At 29.6% G+C, this 23,846-nt stretch carries 20 protein-coding genes and 1 pseudogene; 18 read left to right on the plus strand and 3 right to left on the minus strand.

Annotated elements, in window-relative coordinates; translation table 11 throughout:
• Positions 1–28 precede the first annotated feature (28 nt).
• The 13 genes and pseudogenes from I6I93_RS08525 (at position 29) to I6I93_RS08585 (ending at position 15,778) form a co-directional block, all read left to right on the plus strand.
• Positions 29–1,276 carry an HlyD family efflux transporter periplasmic adaptor subunit gene (locus I6I93_RS08525; protein ID WP_112890192.1) on the plus strand — a complete coding sequence of 416 codons (1,248 nt, stop codon included), beginning with the start codon at positions 29–31 and terminating at the stop codon, positions 1,274–1,276.
• 9 nt (positions 1,277–1,285) lie between these two features.
• Positions 1,286–1,996 (plus strand): YggS family pyridoxal phosphate-dependent enzyme, encoded by a 711-nt coding sequence (locus I6I93_RS08530; RefSeq protein WP_112890193.1) that lies wholly within the window; start codon positions 1,286–1,288, stop codon positions 1,994–1,996.
• 9 nt (positions 1,997–2,005) lie between these two features.
• Positions 2,006–2,461 (plus strand): cell division protein SepF, encoded by a 456-nt coding sequence (locus tag I6I93_RS08535; protein WP_070701140.1) that lies wholly within the window; start codon positions 2,006–2,008, stop codon positions 2,459–2,461.
• Complete coding sequence (locus I6I93_RS08540) at positions 2,455–3,237, plus strand: YlmH family RNA-binding protein (protein ID WP_112890194.1); 783 nt, start codon at positions 2,455–2,457, stop codon at positions 3,235–3,237. The genes I6I93_RS08535 and I6I93_RS08540 overlap by 7 nt, the downstream gene beginning before the upstream one ends.
• Before the next feature lie 11 nt (positions 3,238–3,248).
• The gene (lspA, locus tag I6I93_RS08545) at positions 3,249–3,704 is read left to right on the plus strand and encodes a signal peptidase II (RefSeq protein WP_112890195.1); all 456 of its coding nucleotides are present in this window, start codon (positions 3,249–3,251) and stop codon (positions 3,702–3,704) included.
• 3 nt (positions 3,705–3,707) lie between these two features.
• Complete coding sequence (locus I6I93_RS08550; protein WP_112890196.1) at positions 3,708–4,601, plus strand: RluA family pseudouridine synthase; 894 nt, start codon at positions 3,708–3,710, stop codon at positions 4,599–4,601.
• A 10-nt stretch (positions 4,602–4,611) separates the two neighbouring features.
• Positions 4,612–5,988: an NAD(P)/FAD-dependent oxidoreductase gene (locus I6I93_RS08555; protein ID WP_112890197.1), complete on the plus strand. Its 1,377-nt coding sequence runs from the start codon at positions 4,612–4,614 to the stop codon at positions 5,986–5,988.
• 80 nt (positions 5,989–6,068) lie between these two features.
• Positions 6,069–7,470 (plus strand): annotated as a pseudogene (miaB, locus tag I6I93_RS08560) (tRNA (N6-isopentenyl adenosine(37)-C2)-methylthiotransferase MiaB).
• Positions 7,451–10,072, plus strand: a complete 2,622-nt coding sequence (gene mutS / locus I6I93_RS08565) for a DNA mismatch repair protein MutS (protein WP_456107185.1) — start codon at positions 7,451–7,453, stop codon at positions 10,070–10,072. The pseudogene miaB and the gene mutS overlap by 20 nt, the downstream one beginning before the upstream one ends.
• Positions 10,069–11,940 carry a DNA mismatch repair endonuclease MutL gene (mutL, locus tag I6I93_RS08570; RefSeq protein ID WP_112890199.1) on the plus strand — a complete coding sequence of 624 codons (1,872 nt, stop codon included), beginning with the start codon at positions 10,069–10,071 and terminating at the stop codon, positions 11,938–11,940. Before mutS ends, mutL begins: the two co-directional genes overlap by 4 nt.
• Complete coding sequence (gene miaA, locus I6I93_RS08575) at positions 11,941–12,849, plus strand: tRNA (adenosine(37)-N6)-dimethylallyltransferase MiaA (RefSeq protein ID WP_112890200.1); 909 nt, start codon at positions 11,941–11,943, stop codon at positions 12,847–12,849.
• Positions 12,850–12,865: 16 nt separating this feature from the next.
• On the plus strand, positions 12,866–14,152 hold the full coding sequence (locus I6I93_RS08580; RefSeq protein ID WP_112890201.1) for a methionine gamma-lyase family protein: 1,287 nt from the start codon (positions 12,866–12,868) through the stop codon (positions 14,150–14,152).
• 369 nt (positions 14,153–14,521) lie between these two features.
• Positions 14,522–15,778, plus strand: coding sequence for an amidohydrolase family protein (locus tag I6I93_RS08585; RefSeq protein WP_112890202.1), 1,257 nt, complete (start codon positions 14,522–14,524; stop codon positions 15,776–15,778).
• Positions 15,779–15,884: 106 nt separating this feature from the next.
• Here the strand turns inward: I6I93_RS08585 and lexA are convergent, their stop codons facing one another.
• A complete protein-coding gene (gene lexA / locus I6I93_RS08590) occupies positions 15,885–16,505 on the minus strand; it encodes a transcriptional repressor LexA (protein ID WP_070701162.1) in 621 nt (206 codons plus the stop codon).
• A 193-nt stretch (positions 16,506–16,698) separates the two neighbouring features.
• On the opposite strand from lexA, the gene I6I93_RS08595 reads away from it, so the two are divergent.
• The 5 genes from I6I93_RS08595 (at position 16,699) to I6I93_RS08615 (ending at position 22,756) form a co-directional block, all read left to right on the plus strand.
• A complete protein-coding gene (locus tag I6I93_RS08595) occupies positions 16,699–16,995 on the plus strand; it encodes a LysM peptidoglycan-binding domain-containing protein (RefSeq protein ID WP_070701164.1) in 297 nt (98 codons plus the stop codon).
• A gap of 128 nt (positions 16,996–17,123) precedes the next feature.
• Positions 17,124–18,659 carry a ribonuclease Y gene (rny, locus tag I6I93_RS08600; protein ID WP_112890203.1) on the plus strand — a complete coding sequence of 512 codons (1,536 nt, stop codon included), beginning with the start codon at positions 17,124–17,126 and terminating at the stop codon, positions 18,657–18,659.
• 49 nt (positions 18,660–18,708) lie between these two features.
• Positions 18,709–19,707 carry a tyrosine recombinase XerC gene (locus I6I93_RS08605; protein WP_112890204.1) on the plus strand — a complete coding sequence of 333 codons (999 nt, stop codon included), beginning with the start codon at positions 18,709–18,711 and terminating at the stop codon, positions 19,705–19,707.
• A gap of 12 nt (positions 19,708–19,719) precedes the next feature.
• A complete protein-coding gene (locus I6I93_RS08610) occupies positions 19,720–20,373 on the plus strand; it encodes a copper amine oxidase N-terminal domain-containing protein (RefSeq protein WP_112890205.1) in 654 nt (217 codons plus the stop codon).
• Positions 20,374–21,034: 661 nt separating this feature from the next.
• Positions 21,035–22,756, plus strand: coding sequence for an Rqc2 family fibronectin-binding protein (locus I6I93_RS08615; protein ID WP_112890206.1), 1,722 nt, complete (start codon positions 21,035–21,037; stop codon positions 22,754–22,756).
• Between the two features lie 19 nt (positions 22,757–22,775).
• Here I6I93_RS08615 and I6I93_RS08620 read toward each other — a convergent pair whose 3' ends face one another.
• Positions 22,776–23,093, minus strand: a complete 318-nt coding sequence (locus I6I93_RS08620; RefSeq protein ID WP_112889259.1) for a YerC/YecD family TrpR-related protein — start codon at positions 23,091–23,093, stop codon at positions 22,776–22,778.
• Positions 23,094–23,194: 101 nt separating this feature from the next.
• Entirely contained in the window at positions 23,195–23,845 is a 651-nt protein-coding gene (locus I6I93_RS08625) for an OLD family protein (RefSeq protein WP_112890207.1), read from the minus strand.
• Position 23,846: the final 1 nt, after the last annotated feature.

The raw sequence follows: 23,846 nt of genomic DNA on the forward strand, positions 1-23,846 counted from the left end.
TATAATTACTTGGTAAATAGGTGGTTTTTTGAGTAGTTTTAAAAATAAAAATAAATATATAAAAAGAAGGGTTTTTGCTCTTATTTTTATTTTATTTTTGCTAATGATTTTTGGAAAGTTAATAAGAGGAAATAGAGTTAATGATTATAAGACGATTTTTCCAACTTTGACTACTTTTGAAAAAGACATTGACACAAGAGTATACAATATCTTTGAAGAAAAAGCTTACTATGCAGAAGGAGATGGAGTTGTAGTCTTTCACGCTAGTGAAGGTCAAAAGGTACCTTCTGGGTATGAAGTTGCAAATTTAAACCTTATGGGTGATGTATCATCTCTAAAAGATGAGTTAGCTAAAATAAAAGCAGCTATAAAAATAAAACAAGGCATAGAACCTCCTGAGAAAGAGAGCTCAAAAACTTTCACTAAAAATTTACAGGAACAGATAAAAAATAAAGATTTTACAGAAGTTTATTACGATATAAACTCAACAGATAATGGTATAAATGAAAACATTAATACAGCAGAATTAAAAGAATACCTTGAACTTTCTGATGCTGCATTAAATGTTAAAAAAGAAGAATTAGAAGAAAAAATTTCAAAATATAATTTTTCTTATTTGACAGAATTTAGTGGAATTGTATCATACAAAATTGATGGAAATGAAGAATATTTTGATATAAAAGACCTTGATAAGTTTACATATAAGTACTTAAATAAAAACTACAACTTTAAGAATCTTGAGATGGAAACTAGGGTAAAGAATGGCGATCCACTTTTTAAAATTATGAATAATTTAAACTGGAAAGTGGCTTGTACTATTTCAAATGTATCAAACATAGCAAACTATAATATTGGAGATTCCGTAAAAATACAAATTCCAGATATAGAAGATATTTATGGAGTCGTTGAGAAAATTAACAAAGATGAAAATCATGCGGTTATAATTATCAGTTTAGATCGATATTTTGAAAATATGTATTCAAATAGAATTCATGAAGGTAAAATTATTGTAAATAAGACCAAGGGTTTTGAGATACCTAAATCAACTTTAATTGAAAGAAATAATCTTACAGGAGTTTATGTACAGGAAATCAGAGGTCTTGTTAAATTTGTGCCAGTTGATATTGTCAGTGAATCAAGTGATACTGTATTTATTAATAGAGGTAACAAACAATCTGTTTTTAGTATCGGAGAAAAATCATACAAGACATTAACTGTAAATGATGCAATAGTTATAAATCCAAAAACTGTTGATGAATCAAGAATATTAAACTGAGGTGATAAATTGGATTTAAAAGATAATTTAAAACAACTTTATGAAGATATTGAAATAGCTAAGGATAAATCTAATTTTAAAAGAGATGTTAAACTAATAGCAGTTTCTAAAACTCACCCTGTTGAAATGATAGAAGAATTTAACGGTCTTGGTGTTCATGATTTTGGTGAAAATAAGGTACAAGAACTTGTATCTAAAATTGAAGATGAAAAAATCAAAGAAAAATTAAAAAATAATGAATTAAATTTCCATTTAATTGGCAATTTACAGACTAATAAAGTAAAATATATTTATAATAAAGTTAAATTAATTCAATCTCTTGATAGAATAAAACTAGCAAAAGAAATTAACAAGAGAGCAAAAAAAGATGACATAAAAGTTGATTGTCTAGTTCAAATTAATATTGGAAATGAGGACAGCAAGTTTGGAATAAAGTACGAAGATACTGAGGATTTTATTTATGAACTTCTTGAATTTAAAAATATTAATATTAAAGGACTCATGGCTATAGCACCAAATACTGAAGACGAGGTCTTACTTAGAAAATTATTTGAAAAAATGAATAATAAGTTTGAAGAAATTGCTTCAAAGGATTATGAAAATGTAGAAATGAAGTACCTATCAATGGGAATGAGTCATGATTTTAAATTAGCTATAGAAGAAGGATCCAACATGATTAGAGTTGGCTCTAAACTTTTTGGAAATAGAAATTATAATTAGGAGGATATTATGGCAGAAAAAACTATGGATAAACTAAAGAAAATCTTTGGTTTTGCAGACGAATATGAATATGAAGATTTTGATGAAGAATTTGAAGATGAAGTGAGTGAAAGTGAAGCAATCGAACCAGCTTATACTCCTTCTAAACCAGTTAGCCACAAACCAGCAACAAAGTCTAGAGTATCAGCAAGCAACATGATAATTACAGTTCATGAACCACTATCTTATGATGAATCTCCCCTTATAGTTGATGATTTGAGAGATTTTAAAGCAGTAGTTCTTAATTTTGAACAATTAGATGTTGATGTTAAGAGACAAATTTTTGATTTTGTTAGTGGAGCTCTTTATGCTCTTGATGGCAAGATGCAAAAGGTAAACAAGGATATTTTTATACTTGCACCAAACAATGTAGAAATTGACGGATTAAAGGAACAACTTAAAAATAACGGAATGTTCCCTTGGTAAATTTAAATAGAATAGATTTAATTAATCATATAAATAGACCCGAAGAAAAGATTTCTATTAGAAAAGTAATCGACAAAATGGAATCTGTTATGAATAATCATATTTCAACTTCAACAGATTTTCTAAATCCTCATGAGATTAATTTATCTATTTCCATATTGAATAGATTTAAAGACCAAGTGTCATATGAAATAGACGGGGGATATGAAGATAGTGAATCTAGTATTATCTACATATACCCTGCCTATAGGTATGAAAATGAAGACAATGATCTTGTTCTATTCAAATTTGAAACTAATAATAAAATTAAACATGGTGATGTACTTGGATCTATTTTAGGTTTAAGTATAGACAGAGGAAAAATAGGTGATATTTTAATTGGAGAAAAATTCACTTATTTTTTTGTTAAAAGAGAAATTTCAAATTTTATAGAAATTAATCTCACTAAAGTTTCGAAATACAATATATTGCTTTCAAGAGAAGATGATATAAGTGGTCTTCCGAAGAAGGAATATGACTATAAAAAGGTAATTGTTTCCTCTTTTAGACTAGATAACTTAATTTCAAAAGTTTTCAATCTTTCTAGGTCAAAAGTGAAAGATATGATACAAGCTGAACTTGTAAAGGTAAATTTTGCCAAAGAAACAAGATCACATTTAGAATTAGAGCTAGGAGATTTAGTATCTGTAAGCCATTACGGTCGATTTAGATTATATGACCTTGAAGGAAATACTAAAAAAGGAAATTCTGTATTAATCGTGAGATTAAATAAATAAGGGGAGAAAATATGTTTGTTGCTATATTTAGTATTATTTTAATTATTGTAGATCAATTCACAAAATACCTTGCTGCAACTAATTTAGCTAATGAGAATTCTATTGTCTTAATAGATAATTTTTTAAGACTCTATTATATAGAAAATCGAGGAGCAGCTTTTGGAATACTCCAAGGTTTTAGGTCACTATTTGCAGTTATCACAGTAGCAGTCTTATTAATACTTATTATATTCTTATTCAAGAACTACAACAAAGTTCCTTTTATTTATCTTCTTAGTTTTAGCTTATTAATTGGAGGTACTATTGGAAACTTTATTGATAGAATCAGGCTTCATTATGTAATTGATTTTATTAGTATGAAATTTCTTGGATACGACTTTGCAATTTTTAACTTTGCTGATGTTTTTATAGTAGTTGGAACAATTTTGATATCAATAGGTATACTTCTCCATGATAACAAAAGGTGAGCTATGTATAAGAACAATTTTATCGTTGATAAGGAGTCTGTTGGATTAAGACTAGATAAATTTTTAGATGGAAAAATTGAAATCAACAGATCTCAAATTAAAAAAAATATAAAAGAAGGTAATATTTTAGTAAATAACAAAATAGAAAAGGCTGGATATAGTTTAAAAGAATGTGATAAAATTTCCGTTGAATATGAGGATGACTTTAGACTTTATCCAGAAAAAATTAACTTTGATATTTTATATGAAGATGACTATTTAGCAGTCATTTCTAAACCTCAAGACCTTGTTGTTCATCCAGGAGCAGGAAATAAAAGTGGAACTTTAGTAAATGGACTTTTATATTCTTTTAAAGAACTCTCAAACCCAATTGACAAAGATAGGCCTGGAATAGTTCATAGACTTGATAAGGATACTTCAGGTCTTATGATTATAGCAAAAAAAGATGAGGCCTATTATAAGTTGGTGGATATGTTTAAAAATCGACAAATAGATAAACACTATCTTGCTATATGCCAAGGAAATATCTATGAAGATTTTGATCTAAACGAACCCATTGGAAGAGATCCTAACAATAGAATTAAAATGAAAGTTATTTATGAAAATTCTAAAGAAGCTTCAACTAGTTTCAAGGTTTTAAAAAATTTTAGCAAGTTTACTCTTCTAGATGTTCATTTACATACGGGTAGGACTCATCAAATTAGGGTTCACTTGGCCTATGTAAACCATCCAATAGTTGGAGATTATGTATATGGTGTGAAAAATAAATTTAAAATTGATAAACAGCTTTTACATGCCTATAAACTTAAATTTAAACACCCCATTAGTGGGAAAGAATTAGAAATAGAAGATAAGTTTCCTCAAAGATTTAAAAATTTTATGGAAAAATTTAATTAGGAGATACAAATTGAAAGATTATGATGTAATAATTGTAGGAGCAGGTGCTTCAGGTGTATTTGCTTCTTATGAATTTAAAAAGATGAATTCGGACTTAAGGGTTTTAGTAATAGATAAGGGAAATGAAATATACAAAAGACAGTGTCCAATAAAAACTGGAAAAGTTGATAATTGTATCTCTTGTAATCCTTGCAATATTATGAATGGTTATGGTGGAGCAGGGACCCTTTCTGATGGAAAATATAACATTACAACTAATTTTGGTGGTCAAATGCATGATTTTCTTGGAAAGGAAGACTCAATTGAGCTAATGGAATATGTTGATAAAGTTCTTTGTGACTTTGATGGTGGGAATTCAAAATTATACGAGACAAAGTCATCAAATTTAAAGACACTTGCTCTAAAGCATGATCTTCATCTTCTAGACGCCAAGGTGAGACATTTTGGGACTGATAGAAATATAAAAATCCTGGAAAAAGTTTATGAATGGACTAAGGATAAAGTTGAAATGTTATTTAACACGACAATTGTTGATGTTGAAAAGAAAGATAAATTTATCCTAACAAGTGATAAGGGAGAAACTTATTCCTGTGAAAAATTAGTACTTGCTTCAGGAAGAAGTGGATCTAAATGGATTTCAGAAATTTGTAAAAAATTTGACATTAATTTGTTTTCCAACCAAGTTGATATTGGTGTAAGGGTTGAACTACCTGCAGAAGTTTTTAAACATATAACAGATGCAGTTTATGAGTCTAAAATAGTTTATCAAACAAAAATGTATAATGACCTTGTTAGGACCTTTTGCATGAACCCTTATGGTCAAGTAGTTGCTGAGAATACCAATGGAATTATAACTGTTAATGGTCATTCCTACGCAGATCCTAAATTACAATCAGAAAACACAAATTTTGCACTTCTTGTTAGTAATAAATTCACTGAACCTTTTAAAGATTCCAATGAGTATGGAGAATCCATAGCTAAATTATCTAATATGTTAGGGGGAGGGGTTCTCCTTCAAAGATTTGGAGATTTAGTCAAAGGCAGAAGGTCTGATGAAAGAAGGATGCAGAAGTGTTTCACAGAGCCAACTCTAAAGGCAACTCCAGGTGATTTATCTCTTGTAATTCCTAAGAGACAATTGGACTCAATAATTGAGATGATTTATGCTCTTGATAAAATTGCACCAGGAACTGCCAACGACGACACTCTATTATATGGTGTTGAAGTTAAGTTCTATAATTCAAGAGTTGAAACAGATAATAATTTTGAGACTTCAGTTGAAGGATTGTTTGTTGTAGGAGATGGCGGAGGTGCCACTCACTCACTTTCACAAGCATCGGCATGTGGTGTTTATGTCGCTAGATATTTAAATAATATACTATCTTAAGAGTATGCATATGCATACTCTTTTCTTGATAAAGTGGCTATTTTTCAGTTATAATATAAAGATATGAAATGAGGATGTATATGGAAAATAAAGAATTAATTAACGATTTAAATAATAATGTAAATGAATATATAAGAAACATAAAAGAAAACATTGATGAGAAAAAAGCTTTAGTTATAACTCATGGTTGCCAAATGAATGAACATGACTCAGAAAAGATAACTTGGCTTCTTGAAAAAATGGGATATAGCTTTGTAAATGAGATTGATGAAGCAGACTTTATTATTGTAAATACTTGCTCAGTAAGACATTCTGCAGAAGATAAAGTTTACGGACAATTGGGGAATTTAAAAAACTTAAAATCAAAAAAAGAAAAATATAAAAATAGCAGTTTGTGGTTGTATGATGCAAAGGGATGAGTCTAGGAACTATGTAATAGAAAAGTTTCCTAATGTAGATATAATTTTTGGAACAAACAATATTTGGAAACTACCTGAACTTTTAACAGAATCATATAATGGGACAAAACTTGCAATGGATATTGAAGAAAATGCCCTAAGTATTGATGATAAGCTTGGAGCCAATAGACTTTATAATTTTAAGTCCTATGTAAATATTATGTATGGTTGTAACAATTTCTGTTCTTACTGTATAGTTCCTTATACTAGGGGAAGAGAAACTAGTAGAAGACCTGGGGAAATTATTAGGGAAATTGAAGATTTAGCGAGACATGGCACCAAAGAAGTTACCCTTCTTGGTCAAAATGTCAATTCTTATGGAAAGACTCTTGATGAAAAATTTACTTTTTCTAATCTCTTAGAAGAAATAAATGATATCAAGGGCATTGAAAGGATAAGATTTATGACTTCCCATCCTAAGGATATTTCTGATGAATTAATCTATTCTTTTAAGAATCTTGATAAATTATCTAACTTTTTACACCTTCCAGTCCAAGCAGGTTCATCAAGAGTTCTTAAGATGATGAATAGGAAGTACACAAAGGAAGATTATCTAAGAACAATTGATAAGGTTAAAAATGTAAATCCAAATATTGCACTTTCAACAGATATTATGGTAGGTTTTCCAGGAGAAGAGGAAGAAGACTTTATGGATACCCTCGATTTGATTAAAAAAGTTGAGTATGATACAGCCTTTACTTTTATTTATTCAGTTAGGGAGAATACCCCTGCTGCAAATAGGACAGATCAGGTTCCTGACAAGATAAAGCATGAAAGATTTGAAAGGCTTCTTGATGTACTGTATCCAATTCAAGAAAAGAAGAATAAGGCTTTTATTGGTAGGGAAGTAGATGTTCTTGTAGAAGACATTTCTAAAAAGAATGAAAGTAAAGTTAGTGGAAGAACTGACGAATTTAAATTAGTTAATTTTGATGGAAATGCAAATGATGTTGGAAATATTGTTAAAGTAAAGATTAAAGATGCTAATAGTTTTTCTCTAGTAGGTGAGAAGGTTGAATCGTGAAAAATTAACTCCAATGATGCAGCAATATCTTGCTGTAAAGGATGAAAATCCAGATGCTATATTATTTTTTAGACTTGGTGACTTTTTTGAAATGTTTTTTGATGATGCACTTTTGGCATCAAGAGAACTTGAGATAACTCTAACAAGAAGAGAGGCTGGTTTAGAAGAAAAGGCCCCTATGTGTGGTGTTCCATATCACGTAGCTTCTTCTTATATTTCAAAGTTAATAGATAAGGGTTACAAGGTTGCAATTTATGATCAAGTCGAAGATCCCAAACTCGCTAAAGGAATTGTAAAGAGAGAAGTTACACAAATTATTACACCAGGAACCTTCACAGACACAGAATATTTGAAAAGTGATTCTAATAACTATTTTTTATCAATTTTTATTCAAGGATATTCTCTAAATTTAACTTATTCAGACTATTCAACAGGAGAAATTTATTTTACTGAAAAGACTTTTTTATCTAAGAAGGAGCTATTTAGATTTCTCCAAGATCAAATTGATAGGATTAGTCCAAACGAAATTTTAATAAATGAGGATGAATTAGAAAGCTTTAAAAATAAAATTAAAAAAGATAATATTTTTATTAACCCTTATATAGTTGGCAATCTCAAAGACAGCAATATATTTAAAGATTTTGGAAAGTATTTCAGTGATAACTTTAAAAACAATTTAAAATCTTTTATATCTGACAATAAAATTGCTGATTATACTTCACTTAAAAAAATTTTACAGTATATAGTTGTAACACAAAAAATTAATTTAAAACATATCAACAGTATATCTTATTACAACAACTATGATTTCTTACTTTTAGATGAAAGTTCCAAGAGAACTCTTGAAGTTGTTAAGGGACTAAATACCTTCTCAAAAAAAGGATCTCTCTTAGATGTTTTAGACAAGTGTAGCACTTCTATGGGATCTAGAAAATTAAAAAAATGGGTGGAAAGTCCACTAGTTGATTTAAATAAAATTCAAGAGAGACAAGACATTATTGAATCCTTTACGAGGGACCTCTTATTACAAGATAAGATTGAAAAAATTTTGAAAGAAGTCTACGATATCGAAAGACTTGTAGTAAAAATATCTAATGGAAGTATAAATCCACGTGAGCTTTATTCGCTTAAGTCAACAATTGAAAATTCTAAGAAAATAAAAGAAATTTTAGAAGATCAAGACAATGAATGTTTGAATTTATTATCCAAAGAATTTATAGATTTGTCTGATATATATAGTGAAATAGATAGGGTTCTAATTGACAATCCACCAGTTGTAATAGAGGAAAATAGGATTATTAAAGAAGGATATTCAAAGGATTTAGATGAACTTTTCAAGATTGCGACAGAAGGCAAAAACTGGTTACTAGAATTTGAAGAAAGAGAAAGAAATAGAACTGGAATTAAGAAACTTAAAGTTAAACACAATAAAATTTTAGGATATTTTATTGAAGTTACGAAATCTTTTTTAGACCGAGTACCTGAAGATTATATTAGAAAACAAACTTTAGTTGGATCCGAAAGATTCTTTTCCGTGGAATTAAAGGACATGGAAGGCAAGTTGCTTGGATCTAAGGAAAGAGCCTTGAGTATGCAGGCAGAAATTTACAATGGTTTAAAGGATTTTATTGGTAAAGAAATTTATAGGATTCAAATACTTGCAGACAAACTTTCGAATCTCGATTCTCTATTATCTTTAGCAAAAGTTTCAAATTTAAACAATTACGTAAGACCAAGCTTTAACAATGAAGGGTTTATTGAAATAAAAGCAGGGAGACATCCAATAGTTGAATCATATATAAAAGATGAGTTTTTTGTTCCAAATGATACCTATATTGATACAAAAAACAATATGATTCATATAATTACAGGACCTAATATGGCAGGTAAGTCAACCTATATGAGACAAGTTGCTCTTATCACTATAATGGCTCACATTGGATGCTTCGTACCCTGCGACTCTTGTAATATTTCTTTAGTAGATAGAATTTTTACAAGAATTGGAGCTAGTGATAACTTGGCCATGGGTCAATCGACATTTATGGTTGAGATGAAAGAGGTTGCAGATATAATTCAAAACGCGACATCAAATTCACTTTTGATACTAGATGAAGTTGGAAGGGGAACAAGTACCTTTGATGGACTTGCTATAGCCAATGCAATAATAGAATATATTGCAGAAAATATTAAGGCTAAAACTCTTTTTGCTACCCACTACCATGAATTAGTCCACCTCGAGGAGAAATATGACTCTATAGAAAACTTAACTATAGCAGTAGATAGACAAGAAGATGATATTATCTTTTTGAGAAAAATAATAAAGGGATTTACAAATAATTCTTACGGAATTGATGTAGCGAAGCTTGCAGGTATTGATGATAGAATTATTAATAGGGCAAAAGATATTTTAGCTATTATTGAAAAAGAAAATGAAGGCATAAGTATAGACCTTAATAAAGAATTTATTAGAGAAGAGAAATCCAATCCAGAATTGGAAAATTTTATTAATAAATTGAGAGAAATAAACATCCTTGAGCTAAGTCCAATGGAAGCCTTTAATTTATTAGATGAAATAGTTAAACAATCTAAGGAGTTAAAATGATAAAACTTTTAGATGAACAAACAATATCAAAAATTGCAGCCGGTGAAATAATTGAAAATTCTGCATCTATAGTAAAAGAATTGGTGGAAAATTCCATTGATGCAGGAACTGATGATATTCTTATTGAGTTGAGAGGCGAAAGCACTAATTATATCAAGGTATCAGATAACGGTTCAGGTTTTTCTGAGGACGACCTTGAGCTTGCTTTCCTTCGTCATTCTACTTCCAAGCTTCAAGTAATAGAAGATTTGGAAAAAATTAGGACTCTAGGTTTTCGTGGAGAAGCCCTAGCAAGTATCTCAAACATTTCAAAGATAAAACTAATGACAAAAAGAGAAGAAGATTTGGCAGGAAATTCTCTAATTATAGAAAATGGCAAAATTCTTAAAAAGAATAAGGTGGGAATGCCAAAGGGAACGACTTTTATAATTAATGATGTCTTTTACAACACTCCTGTTAGGAAGAAATTCCTAAGGAAAGATTCTACAGAGATTAATAACATCATTGATATTGTTCAAAAAATTGCCCTATCAAATAATAATATAAAGTTCACTTTAATTAGAGATGGTAAGACTATTTTGAATACTGGAAGTGACAAGGATCCAATTAATAGGATATTTTCAATTCTTGGTTCAGAAATAGCTTCATCCTTAAATGAAGGAAAATTTGAATCAGAAAACTATAAAATAAGAGGATTTTTCTCCAACAATAAACTTTTCAGGTCTAACAGAGATAGTCAGTATATTTTTGTAAATGGCAGATTTATAAGAGACATAAATATTTCTAGAGCCATTGAAAAAAATTACAATTCTTTAATACCACTTAATAGGTATCCTGTTTTTGTTCTCTATATAGATATTGACCCTAAATTAATTGATGTGAACATTCATCCAAAGAAAAATGAAATAAAAATTTCCAATGAAAATATTTTAACAGCTCTTTTATCCGAAGTTGTTGAAGAAGTAATTTATCCAAATAGGTCTATAAGAGAAATTGAATTAGAAGATAAGAAAGAAAACGTAAATGTATTTGATATTTTTGATGATGAAGATGATACAGAAGAAACTTCTGATTTAATTGAAAAAGAAGATTCTAGAAATAATAATCTTAAAAGTCTATGGGAAATAGAAAAAGATGAAGATATAAAATCACAAGATAATAATTCTTTTAATGAAGAAGCTCTATTATATAGTGAAGATGTAACGAAAGATAATGCATCAGATAGTAAGATAGAGGGTGAAGAAAAGAACTTCTTATTTGATGATGGGGCTAGCCGCATTGATGAAGACCTTTTAAATACTAGAATTAGTGGAGTTCTTTTCAAGACTTATATTCTTTTAGAAAATCAAAGAGATGGAAAAGTTTTTGTTGTTGATCAGCATGCTGCTCACGAAAGAGTAAACTATGAAAAATTCTTAAAAATGTATCTTAATAGCGAAATATCTTCACAAATTTTAATTAAGCCTGAAATTATTGAATTAAATCAAATAGAGTACGATAAAATCTTAACTTACTTTGATTTATTTAATGAACTTGGATTTAAAATTGAAGATTTTGGAGATAGGTCTATTGTTTTAAGAGAAGTGCCAATGATCTTTGGTCTTCCTACCTATGTGGACTTTATTAGAGATATAATTGACTCTTTAGACAAAGATATATCATCAAATTACGAAGCAGATATGTATAAGATAATGAGAAAAGCTTGTAAGGCTTCTGTTAAAGCAGGAGATGACCTATCAGACATTGAGATAGAGGCTCTAATTAGAGATTTGAAAAATTGTGAAAATCCTTATACTTGTCCTCATGGAAGACCTACAATAGTAGAAGTATCAAAGCACACTATTTCAAAATTATTTTTGAGGGAATAAATGGAAAATTTGTTAATAATTACTGGGCCAACTGGAATAGGAAAGACAGAAATTTCTCTTAAACTTGCAAATAAGTATAAGGGAGAAATTATTTCTAGTGACTCCATGCAGATTTATAAAAAACTAGATATTGGAACGGCAAAGGTAGACTTAGATAAGACAGATATTCCCCATCATATGGTTGATATCTTAGAAGCTCATGAAAATTTTTCTGTAGCTGACTTTAAATTTAAAGCTAAAGAAATAATTAGCGATATAAATAGGAGGGGAGGTCTTCCAATTCTTGTTGGAGGAACTGGCCTTTATATTAACTCCATAGTTTATAATCTTGATTTTACAGAAACAAAGGCAGATTATGAGTATAGAGAGGAGTTAAGAAAAATATTAGAAGAAAAAGGTAGTGAATTTCTTTATAATAAACTTTTTAATCTTAACAAAGATATGGCTGCAAAGATTCATCCCAACAATGGTCAAAGGATAATAAGAGCTTTAGAAATTTTAAAAAGTGGAAATGAAAAGGAAAATAATTTTCGTCAAGAAAATGAAGATTATAATTTAATATTTATTGGCCTTAACATGGATAGAGAAAGACTTTATGAGATAATTAATAGTAGGGTTGATAAAATGATTGAGCTTGGCCTCGTAGATGAGGTTAGATCCCTCTTAGACAAAGGCTTGGACAAAAACTCTCAATCACTAAAGGCTATTGGATATAAAGAAGTAATTTCATATCTTGAAGGTGAAATTGAATATTCAGAGATGATTGATCTTATAAAAAAGAATTCCAGACACTATGCCAAGAGACAATTAACTTGGTTTAGAAGAGACGGAAGAATAAAATGGTTTGATAGGGAATCAGATAATTTATTAGAAGAAATAGAAAGCTATATTGATAGTAAATTAGACTGATGATTTAGGAGAAAAGATGACAGTATACGATAACTTATTTAAAGAAAAATATAATATAGATTCAAAAATAATTGAATTTGTAAATAATATAGAAGAAAAACTTCAAGATAGATTTAAAGAGTTTAGTGACATAGCTCAATACAATCAAGTAAAAATCCTGAAGGCTATGCAGGAAGAAGGATTAAAAGCAACTGATTTCAATTGGACTACAGGATATGGATACGGGGACATTGGAAGAGACAAAGTGGAGTCTATATACACTAGGATTTTTAATGTTGAAGACAGTCTTGTTAGGTCAAATATAGTCTCAGGAACCCATGCCATTACTCTTGCAATTAAATCTGTATTAAAACCAGGCGATCACTTATTATCAGTAACTTCAACACCCTATGATACTCTACAAAAGGTAATAGGACTTCGAGGTGATAGTCCAGACTCCTTAATCAATTCTGGATATCAATACTCTGAAGTGCCTCTAGTTAATAATATGATAGATGTTGATAGTATAAAAGATTATATTCAGGACAACACAAGCCTTGTTATAATGCAAAGATCAACTGGTTATTCTAATAGAAGAGCTTTTACAGTTTCTGAACTTAAAGAGGCCGTAGATGAAGTTAAAAAAATTAACAAAGATATAAAAATATTCGTAGATAATTGTTATGGAGAATTTACAGAATTAATTGAACCAAGTGAAATTGGGATTGATATTATGGCAGGATCTCTAATAAAAAATCCTGGTGGAGGAATTTGTTATACAGGGGGATATGTAGCCGGCAAGGAAGAACTTATTGAAAGGGCAGCAAATTTTTTAACAGCTCCTGGAATAGGTAAAGACTGTGGGCTAACTTTTGGTATGACAAGGCAAATACTTCAGGGACTTTTTATGTCACCAAAAATTGTTGAAGATGCAATAAGGGGTGCAACATTGTTTTCAAGATCTTTTGAAGAATTAGGTTTTAAAACAATACCTTCTAGCACAGACCCAAGAAGTGATATTGTTACGGCAATTGAATTACAAAAACCAGAAATTCTTGAAATTTTCTGCAAGTACATTCAATTTTCTTCTCCAGTAGACTCAGAGTTCACACCAATCCCTTGGGATATGCCAGGCTATGATGATCAGGTAATAATGGCAGCAGGCGACTTTATAGAAGGCTCATCTATTGAATTATCGGCAGATGGACCTATGAGAGAACCTTATTATGTATATTTCCAAGGAGGCCTCTCTTACTATCACATTAAATTTTCACTTATAAACTTATTAAATGCCCTATACAAGGAAGGCTTAATAGAGATTTAATAAGCTTAAAGTTTATAAAATTTACAGATCGGTCTTGATAGCTTATAAAAAAAAATAAAGGATTCAAAGAGAGTAGGTAAGTTACCTATTCTTTTTTATTACTTATAATTCTGACTTTGTTGAAGTAATAATAGTTTTTTAGAAATTAAATAGATAAACCTATTATGAGTAATTAATCTGATTTAATTGTATTGAGAAAAATTAGTTTTATTTATTACAAATTGTTTTATTTCAGCTAAGTAATATAATATAAGTGTGTATAATTTATATACAATAGTTTTATTTGTGAAAGAAGATAAATAATTTTCTAATATATTTAATCGAAGATGAAGCAACAAAAAAACTATCATAAAATACTAGGAGGATTTAATGAAAAAGAAATTTATTAATGGAAAAATTTATGGTTATAAAGATGCTACAGAAATCTTAGTTGAAGATGGTAAGTTTGTAAAATTTGGAAAGGACTTAGGAGAAGCAGATGAAGTGATAAATCTAGACGGAAACCTTGTTATCCCACCTTATGTCGATGCCCATCTTCACCTAGACTATTACATGATAGGAAAGACAGATGAAGTTAAGAATGAATCAGGCACACTATTTGAAGCAATAGACCTTTGGAATGATTTTAAAAAAGGATCAACTAAGAAAGAAATGAAGAAGAGAATTCGTCAGGCTGTAGAAGATTGCGTTTCTTATGGAACTCAATATATCAGAGCACAAACTGACTGTACTGATCCAAATCTAACAGGTATTAAGGCTGCTCTAGAAGTTCGCGATGAATTAAAAGATAAGGTTACAATTCAAGTTGTTGCTTTCCCACAAAATGGAATGTACTCTTACAAGGAAGAAGGTAAAACCGGAAGAGACCTTGTTGAGGAAGCACTTGAATTGGGTTGTGAAGTTGTTGGAGGAATTCCTCACAATGAGTGGAGCCGTGAAATTGGTGAAAAATCTATAAAAGAAATAGTTGACCTAGCAGTAAAACACAATAAATTAATTGATGTTCACTGTGACGAAACTGATGATGTGATGGCAAGATTTTTAGAAGTTCTCAATGCTGAAGCAATGATAAAGGGAATATCAAAAAAAACTACTGCAAGTCACACTTGTTCCTTTGGATCTTCTGATGATTCTTATGCATTTAGAATGATGGGACTCTTTAGGAAATCTAAACTAAACTTTGTATCCCTACCAACAGAAAATGCCTTTCTACAAGGACGTCAAGATACTTATCCAAAACGTCGTGGCTTAACTAGAGTTCGTGAATTCGTGGATAATGATATTAATGTTTGCTTTGGGCAAGACTCCATTGTTGATCTTTGGTATCCAGCAGGTAATGGTAATCTTATGAATATTCTTGATAATGGGATCCACCTTGCACAACTTATGGAAGAAAAAGATTTTGGAAAGAATCTAGACTTAATAACTTATAATGGAGCAAAGGCTCTTTGCATTCAAGATGAGTATGGATTTGATGAAGGAAAACCTGCAAACTTTATTGTTCTTGATGCACCAAATGAGTTTGAAGCCATAAGAAATAGGGCAGAATGCCTATCATCAGTGCGTAATGGTGAATTCTTATTTAAAAAAGCTAAAAGAGAATTTGAAGTTCCACTAAATTTATAATAAATTTTTTGACTTATTAACTAATTTTAATTTCATACTTTAATAAGAACATAATAAACCCCCTCTATCCTAATTTGGAAAGAAGGGGTTATTTTTAGATGTATATTTAATTAAATCTTCTATAAAGTCCAACTATTTTGCCTAGTATATCAATATTTTCGAAGTATAGAGGTTCCATTGTATCATTTTCAGGTTGTAGTCTAAATCTATTTTCTTCTTTGTAATAAGTTTTTATTGTTGCTTCATCTTCGATTAAAGCTAAAACTTTTTCTCCATTAGAAGCACAATTTGTTTTTTCAATAATTACATAATCGCCGTCGAATATTCCTGCATTGATCATACTTTCTCCAGAAACCTTTAATATAAAAAGTTCCTTATCAGAAACAAAGTCAACAGGTAAAGGCATAGTATCTTCGATGTTTTGAACAGCAAGTATTGGAGCACCGGCAGTAACCTTGCCAACTACAGGTACATCAACAGTTTTCTTTTTTAGCATCAAGATATCATCGTCTTGTGGAACAATTTCAATTGCTCTAGTTTTTGATGCATCCTTTCTTATATAGTTAGTAGATTCTAATTTTTCAAGGGCGTAGTAAACAGTTGAAGTTGATTTTATATTACAGCCAGCACAAATTTCACGAACAGTAGGTGGGTAGGATTTTGATTCGATAAATCTTTTAATAAAAAATAAAATTTCAAGTTCTCTTTGGTTTAAATCATCGTACATGGATTTACCTCCTAATTTTTATAAATATATAATATCACATTTGAACAAGCATTTCAAACTTTGGTTTAAAAACTTTGTTCTTTTATATTGACAAAAAAGAACGAATGATATAACATTTGTTTAGAACTTATATTTAATACAAGTGTTTGATACAAAGGTTTAAACTATCGTTAATATTTTATGAGGTGATTATATGAGACGTACTATAGTAATTAAAAAACAAAAAGTTCTTTTCTTTCTTTTACTAATTTTTATTTTTAATTCTGGATTAGTAGTAAAGAACGAATCAGAATTGGAATTTAAAGACAAAGAAATTGTCTATGATGTATACACAGTAAAGAGGGGAGATACTATTTGGACTATATCCGAAAATTATGAATATAAAAATAAAATGAGATTTGTAATGGACATAGAGAAAGCAAATAGTATTTCATCATATGATATAAAGCCAGGATACAAGCTAGCAATTCCTATTTATAAAAGTAAATAGATTGAGCCATTGGACACGCTTTTCTGTTTGACTTATGCTTTTAAAAGATATACAATTATTTTAAGGCTTTCTGCCTTAATTATGATTTTAAAACTTGAAACATGAAAACTAAATAGGAGGTGTGTAGAATGGGTTTTAGTACTTTAATATCTATTATAATCGGTATTATTGGCTTAGCTGTTGGCTATGCTATTAGAAAATATATTTCTGAAGGTAAACTTAAAAATGCTGAAGAATTATCTAAAAAGATAATATACGATGCTGAAAATCAAGCACAAACACAAAAGAAAATGTTACTTGTTGAAGCTAAAGAAGAGATTCAAAAGTTAAGATCTGAACAAGAAAATGAAGCTAAATTAAGAAGAGCTGAAATTAAGGAATTAGAAGATAGAGTTTTATCCAAAGAACGCCAATTAGATAAGAAATCTTCTCAAGTTGAAAGAAAAGATGAAAAACTTAGCAAGAAATTAGAAGGTCTAAGAGAAAAAGAAGACCAAGCTGATGAACCTGTAAAGCAAAGAGAAGAGGAACTTCAAAAGGTTGCTGGTCTTACAAAGGACGAGGGTAAAGAAATTCTTTTAAATGAACTTAAAAAAGAAATAACTAATGAATCTGCACTTATTATTAAAGAAAATGAAAATAGGATCAAAGAAGAATCAGGAAAATACGCTAGAAATGTTATTGCGCAAGCAATACAAAGATGTGCAGCTGATCAAGTTGCAGAGTCTACTGTAGCAGTTGTTAATCTTCCAAATGATGAAATGAAGGGAAGAATAATAGGACGTGAAGGTAGAAACATCAGAGCTATTGAATCAATAACTGGAGTTGATTTAATTATTGACGATACTCCAGAAGCCGTAGTTTTATCTTGTTTTGATCCAATAAGAAGAGAGATTGCAAGAGTAGCTCTTGAAAAGCTAGTTAACGATGGTAGGATTCATCCAACTAAGATTGAAGAAACTGTTGAAAAAGCTAAGAATGAAGTAGAAACTATCATCAAAGAATCTGGTGAACAGGCAGCTTATGATGCTGGGGTTCATGGTCTTCATCCAGAAATTATTAAATATTTAGGTAGACTTAAATATAGAACTAGTTATGGACAAAATAACCTTAAGCATTCAGTTGAAGTTTCTGAGATTGCTGGTATTCTTGCAGGTGAAATTGGCGCTGACGTTAAGCTTGCTAAAAGAGGAGGATTGCTTCACGACTTAGGTAAGTCTGTTGATAGGAATCTCGATGCTCCACATGTTGATGTTGGGGTTGAAATTGCAAGAAAGTATCACGAGTCAGAATTTGTTATAAATGCAATTCAGTCTCACCATGGTGATGTTGAACCTAACTGTGTTGAATCAGTATTAGTTCAAGCAGCAGATGCAATATCTGCAGCAAGACCAGGTGCTAGACGTGAAACAGTAGAATCCTATATCCAAAGATTGGAAAAACTTGAAGAAATTGCAAATGAATTTGATGGAATTGAAAAATCCTATGCTGTTCAAGCTGGACGTGAAATTCGTATAATTGTAAAACCTGAAAAAATATCTGAAGCAGAGATTACTATCACTGCTAGAGAGATTGTTAAGAGAATAGAAGCAGAACTAGATTTCCCAGGACAAATTAAAGTAAATGTCATAAGAGAAACTAGGGCTGTTGAATACGCTAAATAATTAAGAACCTGACTTTTGTCAGGTTTTTTATTTTATAGGAGGTGATAGCTTGATAAATTCGAACTTAATTGATGATTTTTTAGATTACATGAAATCAACTAAGGGAGCTTCTGATAATACAGTGAAAGAGTACTATTATGATCTTAGGATGTTTGTAAGGTTTATAAAGAGAAGAAAGGGTCTTGTAGACTCAAAGGTTGATTTTGACGACATAACTATTGAAGACATTAGTCCTGAACTTTTGGAAAGTGTAACAAAACAAGATGTCTATGCTTATAATGCTTTCTTGGAAAAAGAAAGGAAGATATCTAATAGGTCCAAGTTTAGAAAAATCTCTTCAATTAGGAGTTTTTATAACTATCTCCATGCAAAGATTGATATAATAAAAATTAATCCTGTTATAGATATAGATATGCCCAAGGTGGAGAAGACTCTTCCAGTTTATTTAACCTTAGATCAAAGTTTAAATTTATTAAGAACAATTGAAAAATCTAAGAGTAAGCCTCTCTATAAAAAAAGAGATTATGCTATAGTTACCTTGTTTTTAAACTGTGGAATGAGACTTTCGGAACTAGCAGGTATAAATATTTCTCATTTACAAGAAGATAATACTCTAAAAGTTATTGGAAAGGGTAATAAAGAAAGAGTCATCTATTTAAATGAAGCATCTATTTATGCTATTGAAGAATATTTGAAAGTACGTCCTCAAATTAAGGATGATGCTTTATTCTTGTCAATGAGACAACAAAGAATGAGTAATAGGTCTATTCAACATATGATAGAAAAGCATATGAGAAATTCTGGACTGGACACTAAAAAGTATTCTGTCCATAAGCTTAGACATACTGCAGCTACGCTTTTATATGAATATGGAAATGCTGATATTAGATCACTTCAAGAAATTTTGGGACATGAGTCTGTAAACACTACTGAGATATACACCCATGTTAACAAAGAAGCTTTGCGAAAAATGGTGGCATCAAACCCTCTTTCAAATTTAGATTTAAAAACTAATGCTTCAAAAGACAATGAAGAGAAGAATCAATAAAAAGGAGATTTTATGAAAAATATTAAAAAATTATTAGGAATTGGAATTATGTCCGCAGTTTTAAGTACATCTGTTTTTGCAGCTGGTAAATTACCCAAGGAAGCAGCTGATAAGGATATAAATATTTATATTAATGATAGTATACAAAATATACCTGGAGATATGGGTAGTGCATATCTTGACAAGACTAACGATAGGGTAATGGTGCCTGTTAGATATATAACAGAAAACCTTGGCGCTAATATAAACTTTTATCAAAGAAAGGAAACTAAAACTAGTGGTATATTAATAGGAGCCATAGATGTTTTAGTTGAACTAGATATTAATTCAACTAAGGCAAAGGTAAATAATGGAGGAAATGAAAGTATAGTTAATTTAGATTCTCCTGCAATACTTTATGATGGAAGGACTTATGTTCCTATAAGATTTATTTCTGAAACTTTAGGCCTTAATGTAGATTGGAAGAATGATTCAGTTTATATTTCTGGAAATTTTAAAACTAAGGGAAAGAGATATAATTATGAAGAGGATAATAAGGATCTAGATAAGAAAGATAATGAATTAAAAGAATTATCTAAGGAAGATCCTAAGGATTTAAAAGATCTAAAGAATACAAAAGCTGGGTTAAATAAGTCTAATAATGAGAAATCACTATTTGATTTTTAATATATATTCCATTGAGTGAGAGGGGAACCTATTAAAAGCTAAAAAATCTTATATAAAAAAACATAGAAATTAGTCACAAAATAATAATTTTGTGACTAATTTTTATGTTTTTTTAGATTTTTATCTTTTAGCCCTCTTTTTTTAGAAAAATCTTAAATTTACTATTTTTTGATTTTCACCATTTTACTACTTACTTTCTATAATTTTTTATCCTTCTTAATTATATTTTGTTTTTATTGTTTAAGTTATTATTCATTTTAATTTTGCATTCTAAAGTCTTAACTTAAATTTATTTTCATTATATTCGCATCTATTTTAGTCTTATACTATATCTTTTTAAACTTGCACTATATCTTTCATTAAATTAGGCTTTATAGCTTGTGAAATCATTTAATATTAAGATTATTTAATATATTATAGTTATACATAAACTTCCTTTATTATATCATTTCCAGTCGTTATATTTTATCAAGTAAATAATGATACCCTATTAAATACTAAATGATAATAATTTCTAATTTATACTTTTATCATTATTTTTATAATCTTCTTTCAATTTTACTTCTCCACCTATAAAACCCTTTTCTATACATATGTTTAGATTATTCGTTCTTTTTATTCACTAGCTATAATATGTTATAATTACTCTCAGGTGATAATTATGTCCTTAGATGGTACAGTAGTAAAAAGTTTAGTATATGAAATAAATAATCGTGTTAATGGTGGTAGAATAGATAAAATTTACCAAAATGACAATAACGATTTATTAATTAATATAAGAGCTAATGGTAAAAGAGAAAGGCTCTTTATTTCCATTTCTGGTAGCCCTAGAATGTATTTTAGTGAAGAAATCTTTGATAGTCCGCAGAATCCACCGGCATTTTGCATGCTTCTTAGAAAACATCTTGAGAATAATCAAATACTCGCTGTTAATCAATATAAGATGGATAGGATAGTTGAAATTCATGTAAAATCTCGTGATGAACTAGGGATGTACAGTGAAAAGTCTCTTATAATTGAACTTATGGGTAAACACTCCAATGTTATTCTTATTGATAATGAAAGCAAAAAAATTATAGACTCCCTAAAAAGAGTTAATTTTAATCTTTCAAGCGTTAGAGAAGTTCTACCTGGTCTAACTTATAATGAAGAAGATATATCAAGTGGACTTAATCCCTGTGATACAGACTCAATAATTGATTTGATTAAGATTTCTCAAGAGAACCTTAATCTAAAATCTTTCTTTTTAAAGAATTTTACAGGTATAAGTCCACAAATGTGTAGCGAGCTGGAGTATAGATCAGATATTGATTTTAAGAGAAATATTTCTTCACTTAATGAAGAAGAGATGGAAAACTTAAATAAGAATTTCCTTAGTATCTTTAAGGATATTAGAGACAATAAATTCTCTCCAATAAAAATCATTAGAGATGATGTCTTTAAAGACTTCTATTCAATTGATCTAGAATCATTAAGTGATTATGAGAAAATAAAAGTTGAAATGGTCTCTCCCCTTCTAGAAGAGTTTTATAATTCAAAATTTTTAAGGGATTCTTTAGGATCCAAGAGCAAAGAGCTTAGAAAGGCTGTTAAGAAGCATATAGAAAAAACTAATAGGAAGATATCAAACCAAGTAAATGAACTCAATGCTGCCCTAAATAGAGACAAGTTTAAAGTTTATGCTGACCTTTTATCTTCAAATTTTCATAGAATTGAAAAAGGTGCAAGTTCTGTCACAGTAGAAAATTTTTATAATGAAATGGAAGAAATGAAAATTCCTCTTGATCCTAAATTGGATGGGCCTTCTAATGCCTCTAAATATTATAAGAAATATTCAAAGCTGAAAAATGCAGCTGTTTTTCTAAGTGAACAAATTGAAATTGGAAAGTCTGAAGTGGAATATTTAGAATCTATATTATTAAATATCGACTTCGCAGAGACTCCTGATGAGATTGATGAATTATACGAAGAGTTAGAAAAAGAAGGTTATCTAAAGAAGAAAAAAAATAATAAAAAGAAGAAAAGAAAAGACTCTCAAGAAAATTATCTTGTAATTAAAACAGAAGATGGATTTGATATTTACATTGGGAAAAATAATAAACAAAATGATTATTTGACTCTAAAAAAAGCTAGAAAAAATGATCTATGGTTCCACGTAAAAGATGCTCCAGGATCACATGTAATTTTAAAAAATGATAATAGGGATTTCTCAAATAGTGCAATGATGACTGCAGCAAAATTTGCTGCTAAGTATAGCTCATTATCCAAATCTCAAAATATACCGGTAGACTATACCTTCAAGATAAATGTAAAAAGACATCCTGCAAAAAAACCGGGTTTAGTATCTTATACAAATTACAAAACAATAAATATAAATATATAAAAAAAGAATAAGGAATACCTTATTCTTTTTCTTCATCTTCATCTATAAAGTTTAGTCTTTGTAAAACTAATTTATATCCATCAGATCCATAGTTTAAAGATCTATTAATTCTAGATATAGTAGCAGTTGAAGCTCCAGTTTCAGTTTCAATTTCATGATAAGTTTTATTTTTAACTAATAGTTTAACAACCTGAAGTCTTTGTGCAATTGCTTGTAATTCTTTAACTGTACAAATATCTTCAAAGAATCTATAACATTCTTCTAAGTTTTCAAGTAAAAGAATAGCTTCAAACAATCCATCTACATCTTTATTTTTTAACTTTGAGTCGTAAATCATTGTATCTCCTCCTGACTTTTAGTTTTCTAGCATTTAATACATAAACACCCTTTATGTTCATTAATATATTAACAATTTTACTTGCTAAAGTCAAGAAAATATTACTCTTGATAAGGGCTAACTTCACTGATTCCGCCCTTATTCTTTACATAAAATGATTTGTCTGAAATTTGTGACAAATGAGGATTATGTGTTACCATTATAATTTGTCGGTTAAAAACATTTGACGACTGTTTCAAAAATTCACCAAGATTGAAAATATAATCATTACTTACGTGCTTCCCAGGCTCGTCTAATATTAAAGGTCCTGATAAGTTAGGTTGATTTTGTTGTAAGAAAGCAATTCTAAGAGCAAGTGAAATAATGTCTACAACTCCACCACCTCGGGCTATCTCAGGTTTGGTTTTTATACTATAACCTTCAGAATAGTTAGATTGCACAAAGAATTCGGCTATGGGTACAGATCTTGCTTCAGATAGTTCTATTAAAAACTCAATATCTGTTTCAAAAATAAATTGAAGACATTTTGTAACAGTATCTTCAATTTGTCTTTTAGATTGTTCTCGAGCAAATTCAGAGGTTTTTTGAAATAATAGAGATACTTGACTTAAAACTTCACTATATTTCTCTTTTTCTTCAAGACTTTTTTCGATTTTTTCTAATTGATCCTCTAAAATTTCAATTTTCCCCTCATCATTTAATATCTTATTATTTAATTTATTTAAATTTAAATCCAATTCCTTTAGGTCCAAA

The sequence above is a fragment of the Peptoniphilus harei genome (assembly GCF_016726485.1).
Lineage (GTDB): Bacteria > Bacillota > Clostridia > Tissierellales > Peptoniphilaceae > Peptoniphilus_A > Peptoniphilus_A harei.

Coding starts and splice junctions, on each gene's coding strand:
- I6I93_RS08535 (WP_070701140.1), top strand. CDS start 2,006: ATGGCAGAAAAAACTATGGATAAACTAAAGAAAATCTTTGGTTTTGCA.
- lspA (WP_112890195.1), top strand. CDS start 3,249: ATGTTTGTTGCTATATTTAGTATTATTTTAATTATTGTAGATCAATTC.
- I6I93_RS08550 (WP_112890196.1), top strand. CDS start 3,708: ATGTATAAGAACAATTTTATCGTTGATAAGGAGTCTGTTGGATTAAGA.
- mutL (WP_112890199.1), top strand. CDS start 10,069: ATGATAAAACTTTTAGATGAACAAACAATATCAAAAATTGCAGCCGGT.
- miaA (WP_112890200.1), top strand. CDS start 11,941: ATGGAAAATTTGTTAATAATTACTGGGCCAACTGGAATAGGAAAGACA.
- I6I93_RS08580 (WP_112890201.1), top strand. CDS start 12,866: ATGACAGTATACGATAACTTATTTAAAGAAAAATATAATATAGATTCA.
- I6I93_RS08585 (WP_112890202.1), top strand. CDS start 14,522: ATGAAAAAGAAATTTATTAATGGAAAAATTTATGGTTATAAAGATGCT.
- lexA (WP_070701162.1), bottom strand. CDS start 16,505: ATGTACGATGATTTAAACCAAAGAGAACTTGAAATTTTATTTTTTATT.
- I6I93_RS08595 (WP_070701164.1), top strand. CDS start 16,699: ATGAGACGTACTATAGTAATTAAAAAACAAAAAGTTCTTTTCTTTCTT.
- rny (WP_112890203.1), top strand. CDS start 17,124: ATGGGTTTTAGTACTTTAATATCTATTATAATCGGTATTATTGGCTTA.
- I6I93_RS08610 (WP_112890205.1), top strand. CDS start 19,720: ATGAAAAATATTAAAAAATTATTAGGAATTGGAATTATGTCCGCAGTT.
- I6I93_RS08615 (WP_112890206.1), top strand. CDS start 21,035: ATGTCCTTAGATGGTACAGTAGTAAAAAGTTTAGTATATGAAATAAAT.
- I6I93_RS08620 (WP_112889259.1), bottom strand. CDS start 23,093: ATGATTTACGACTCAAAGTTAAAAAATAAAGATGTAGATGGATTGTTT.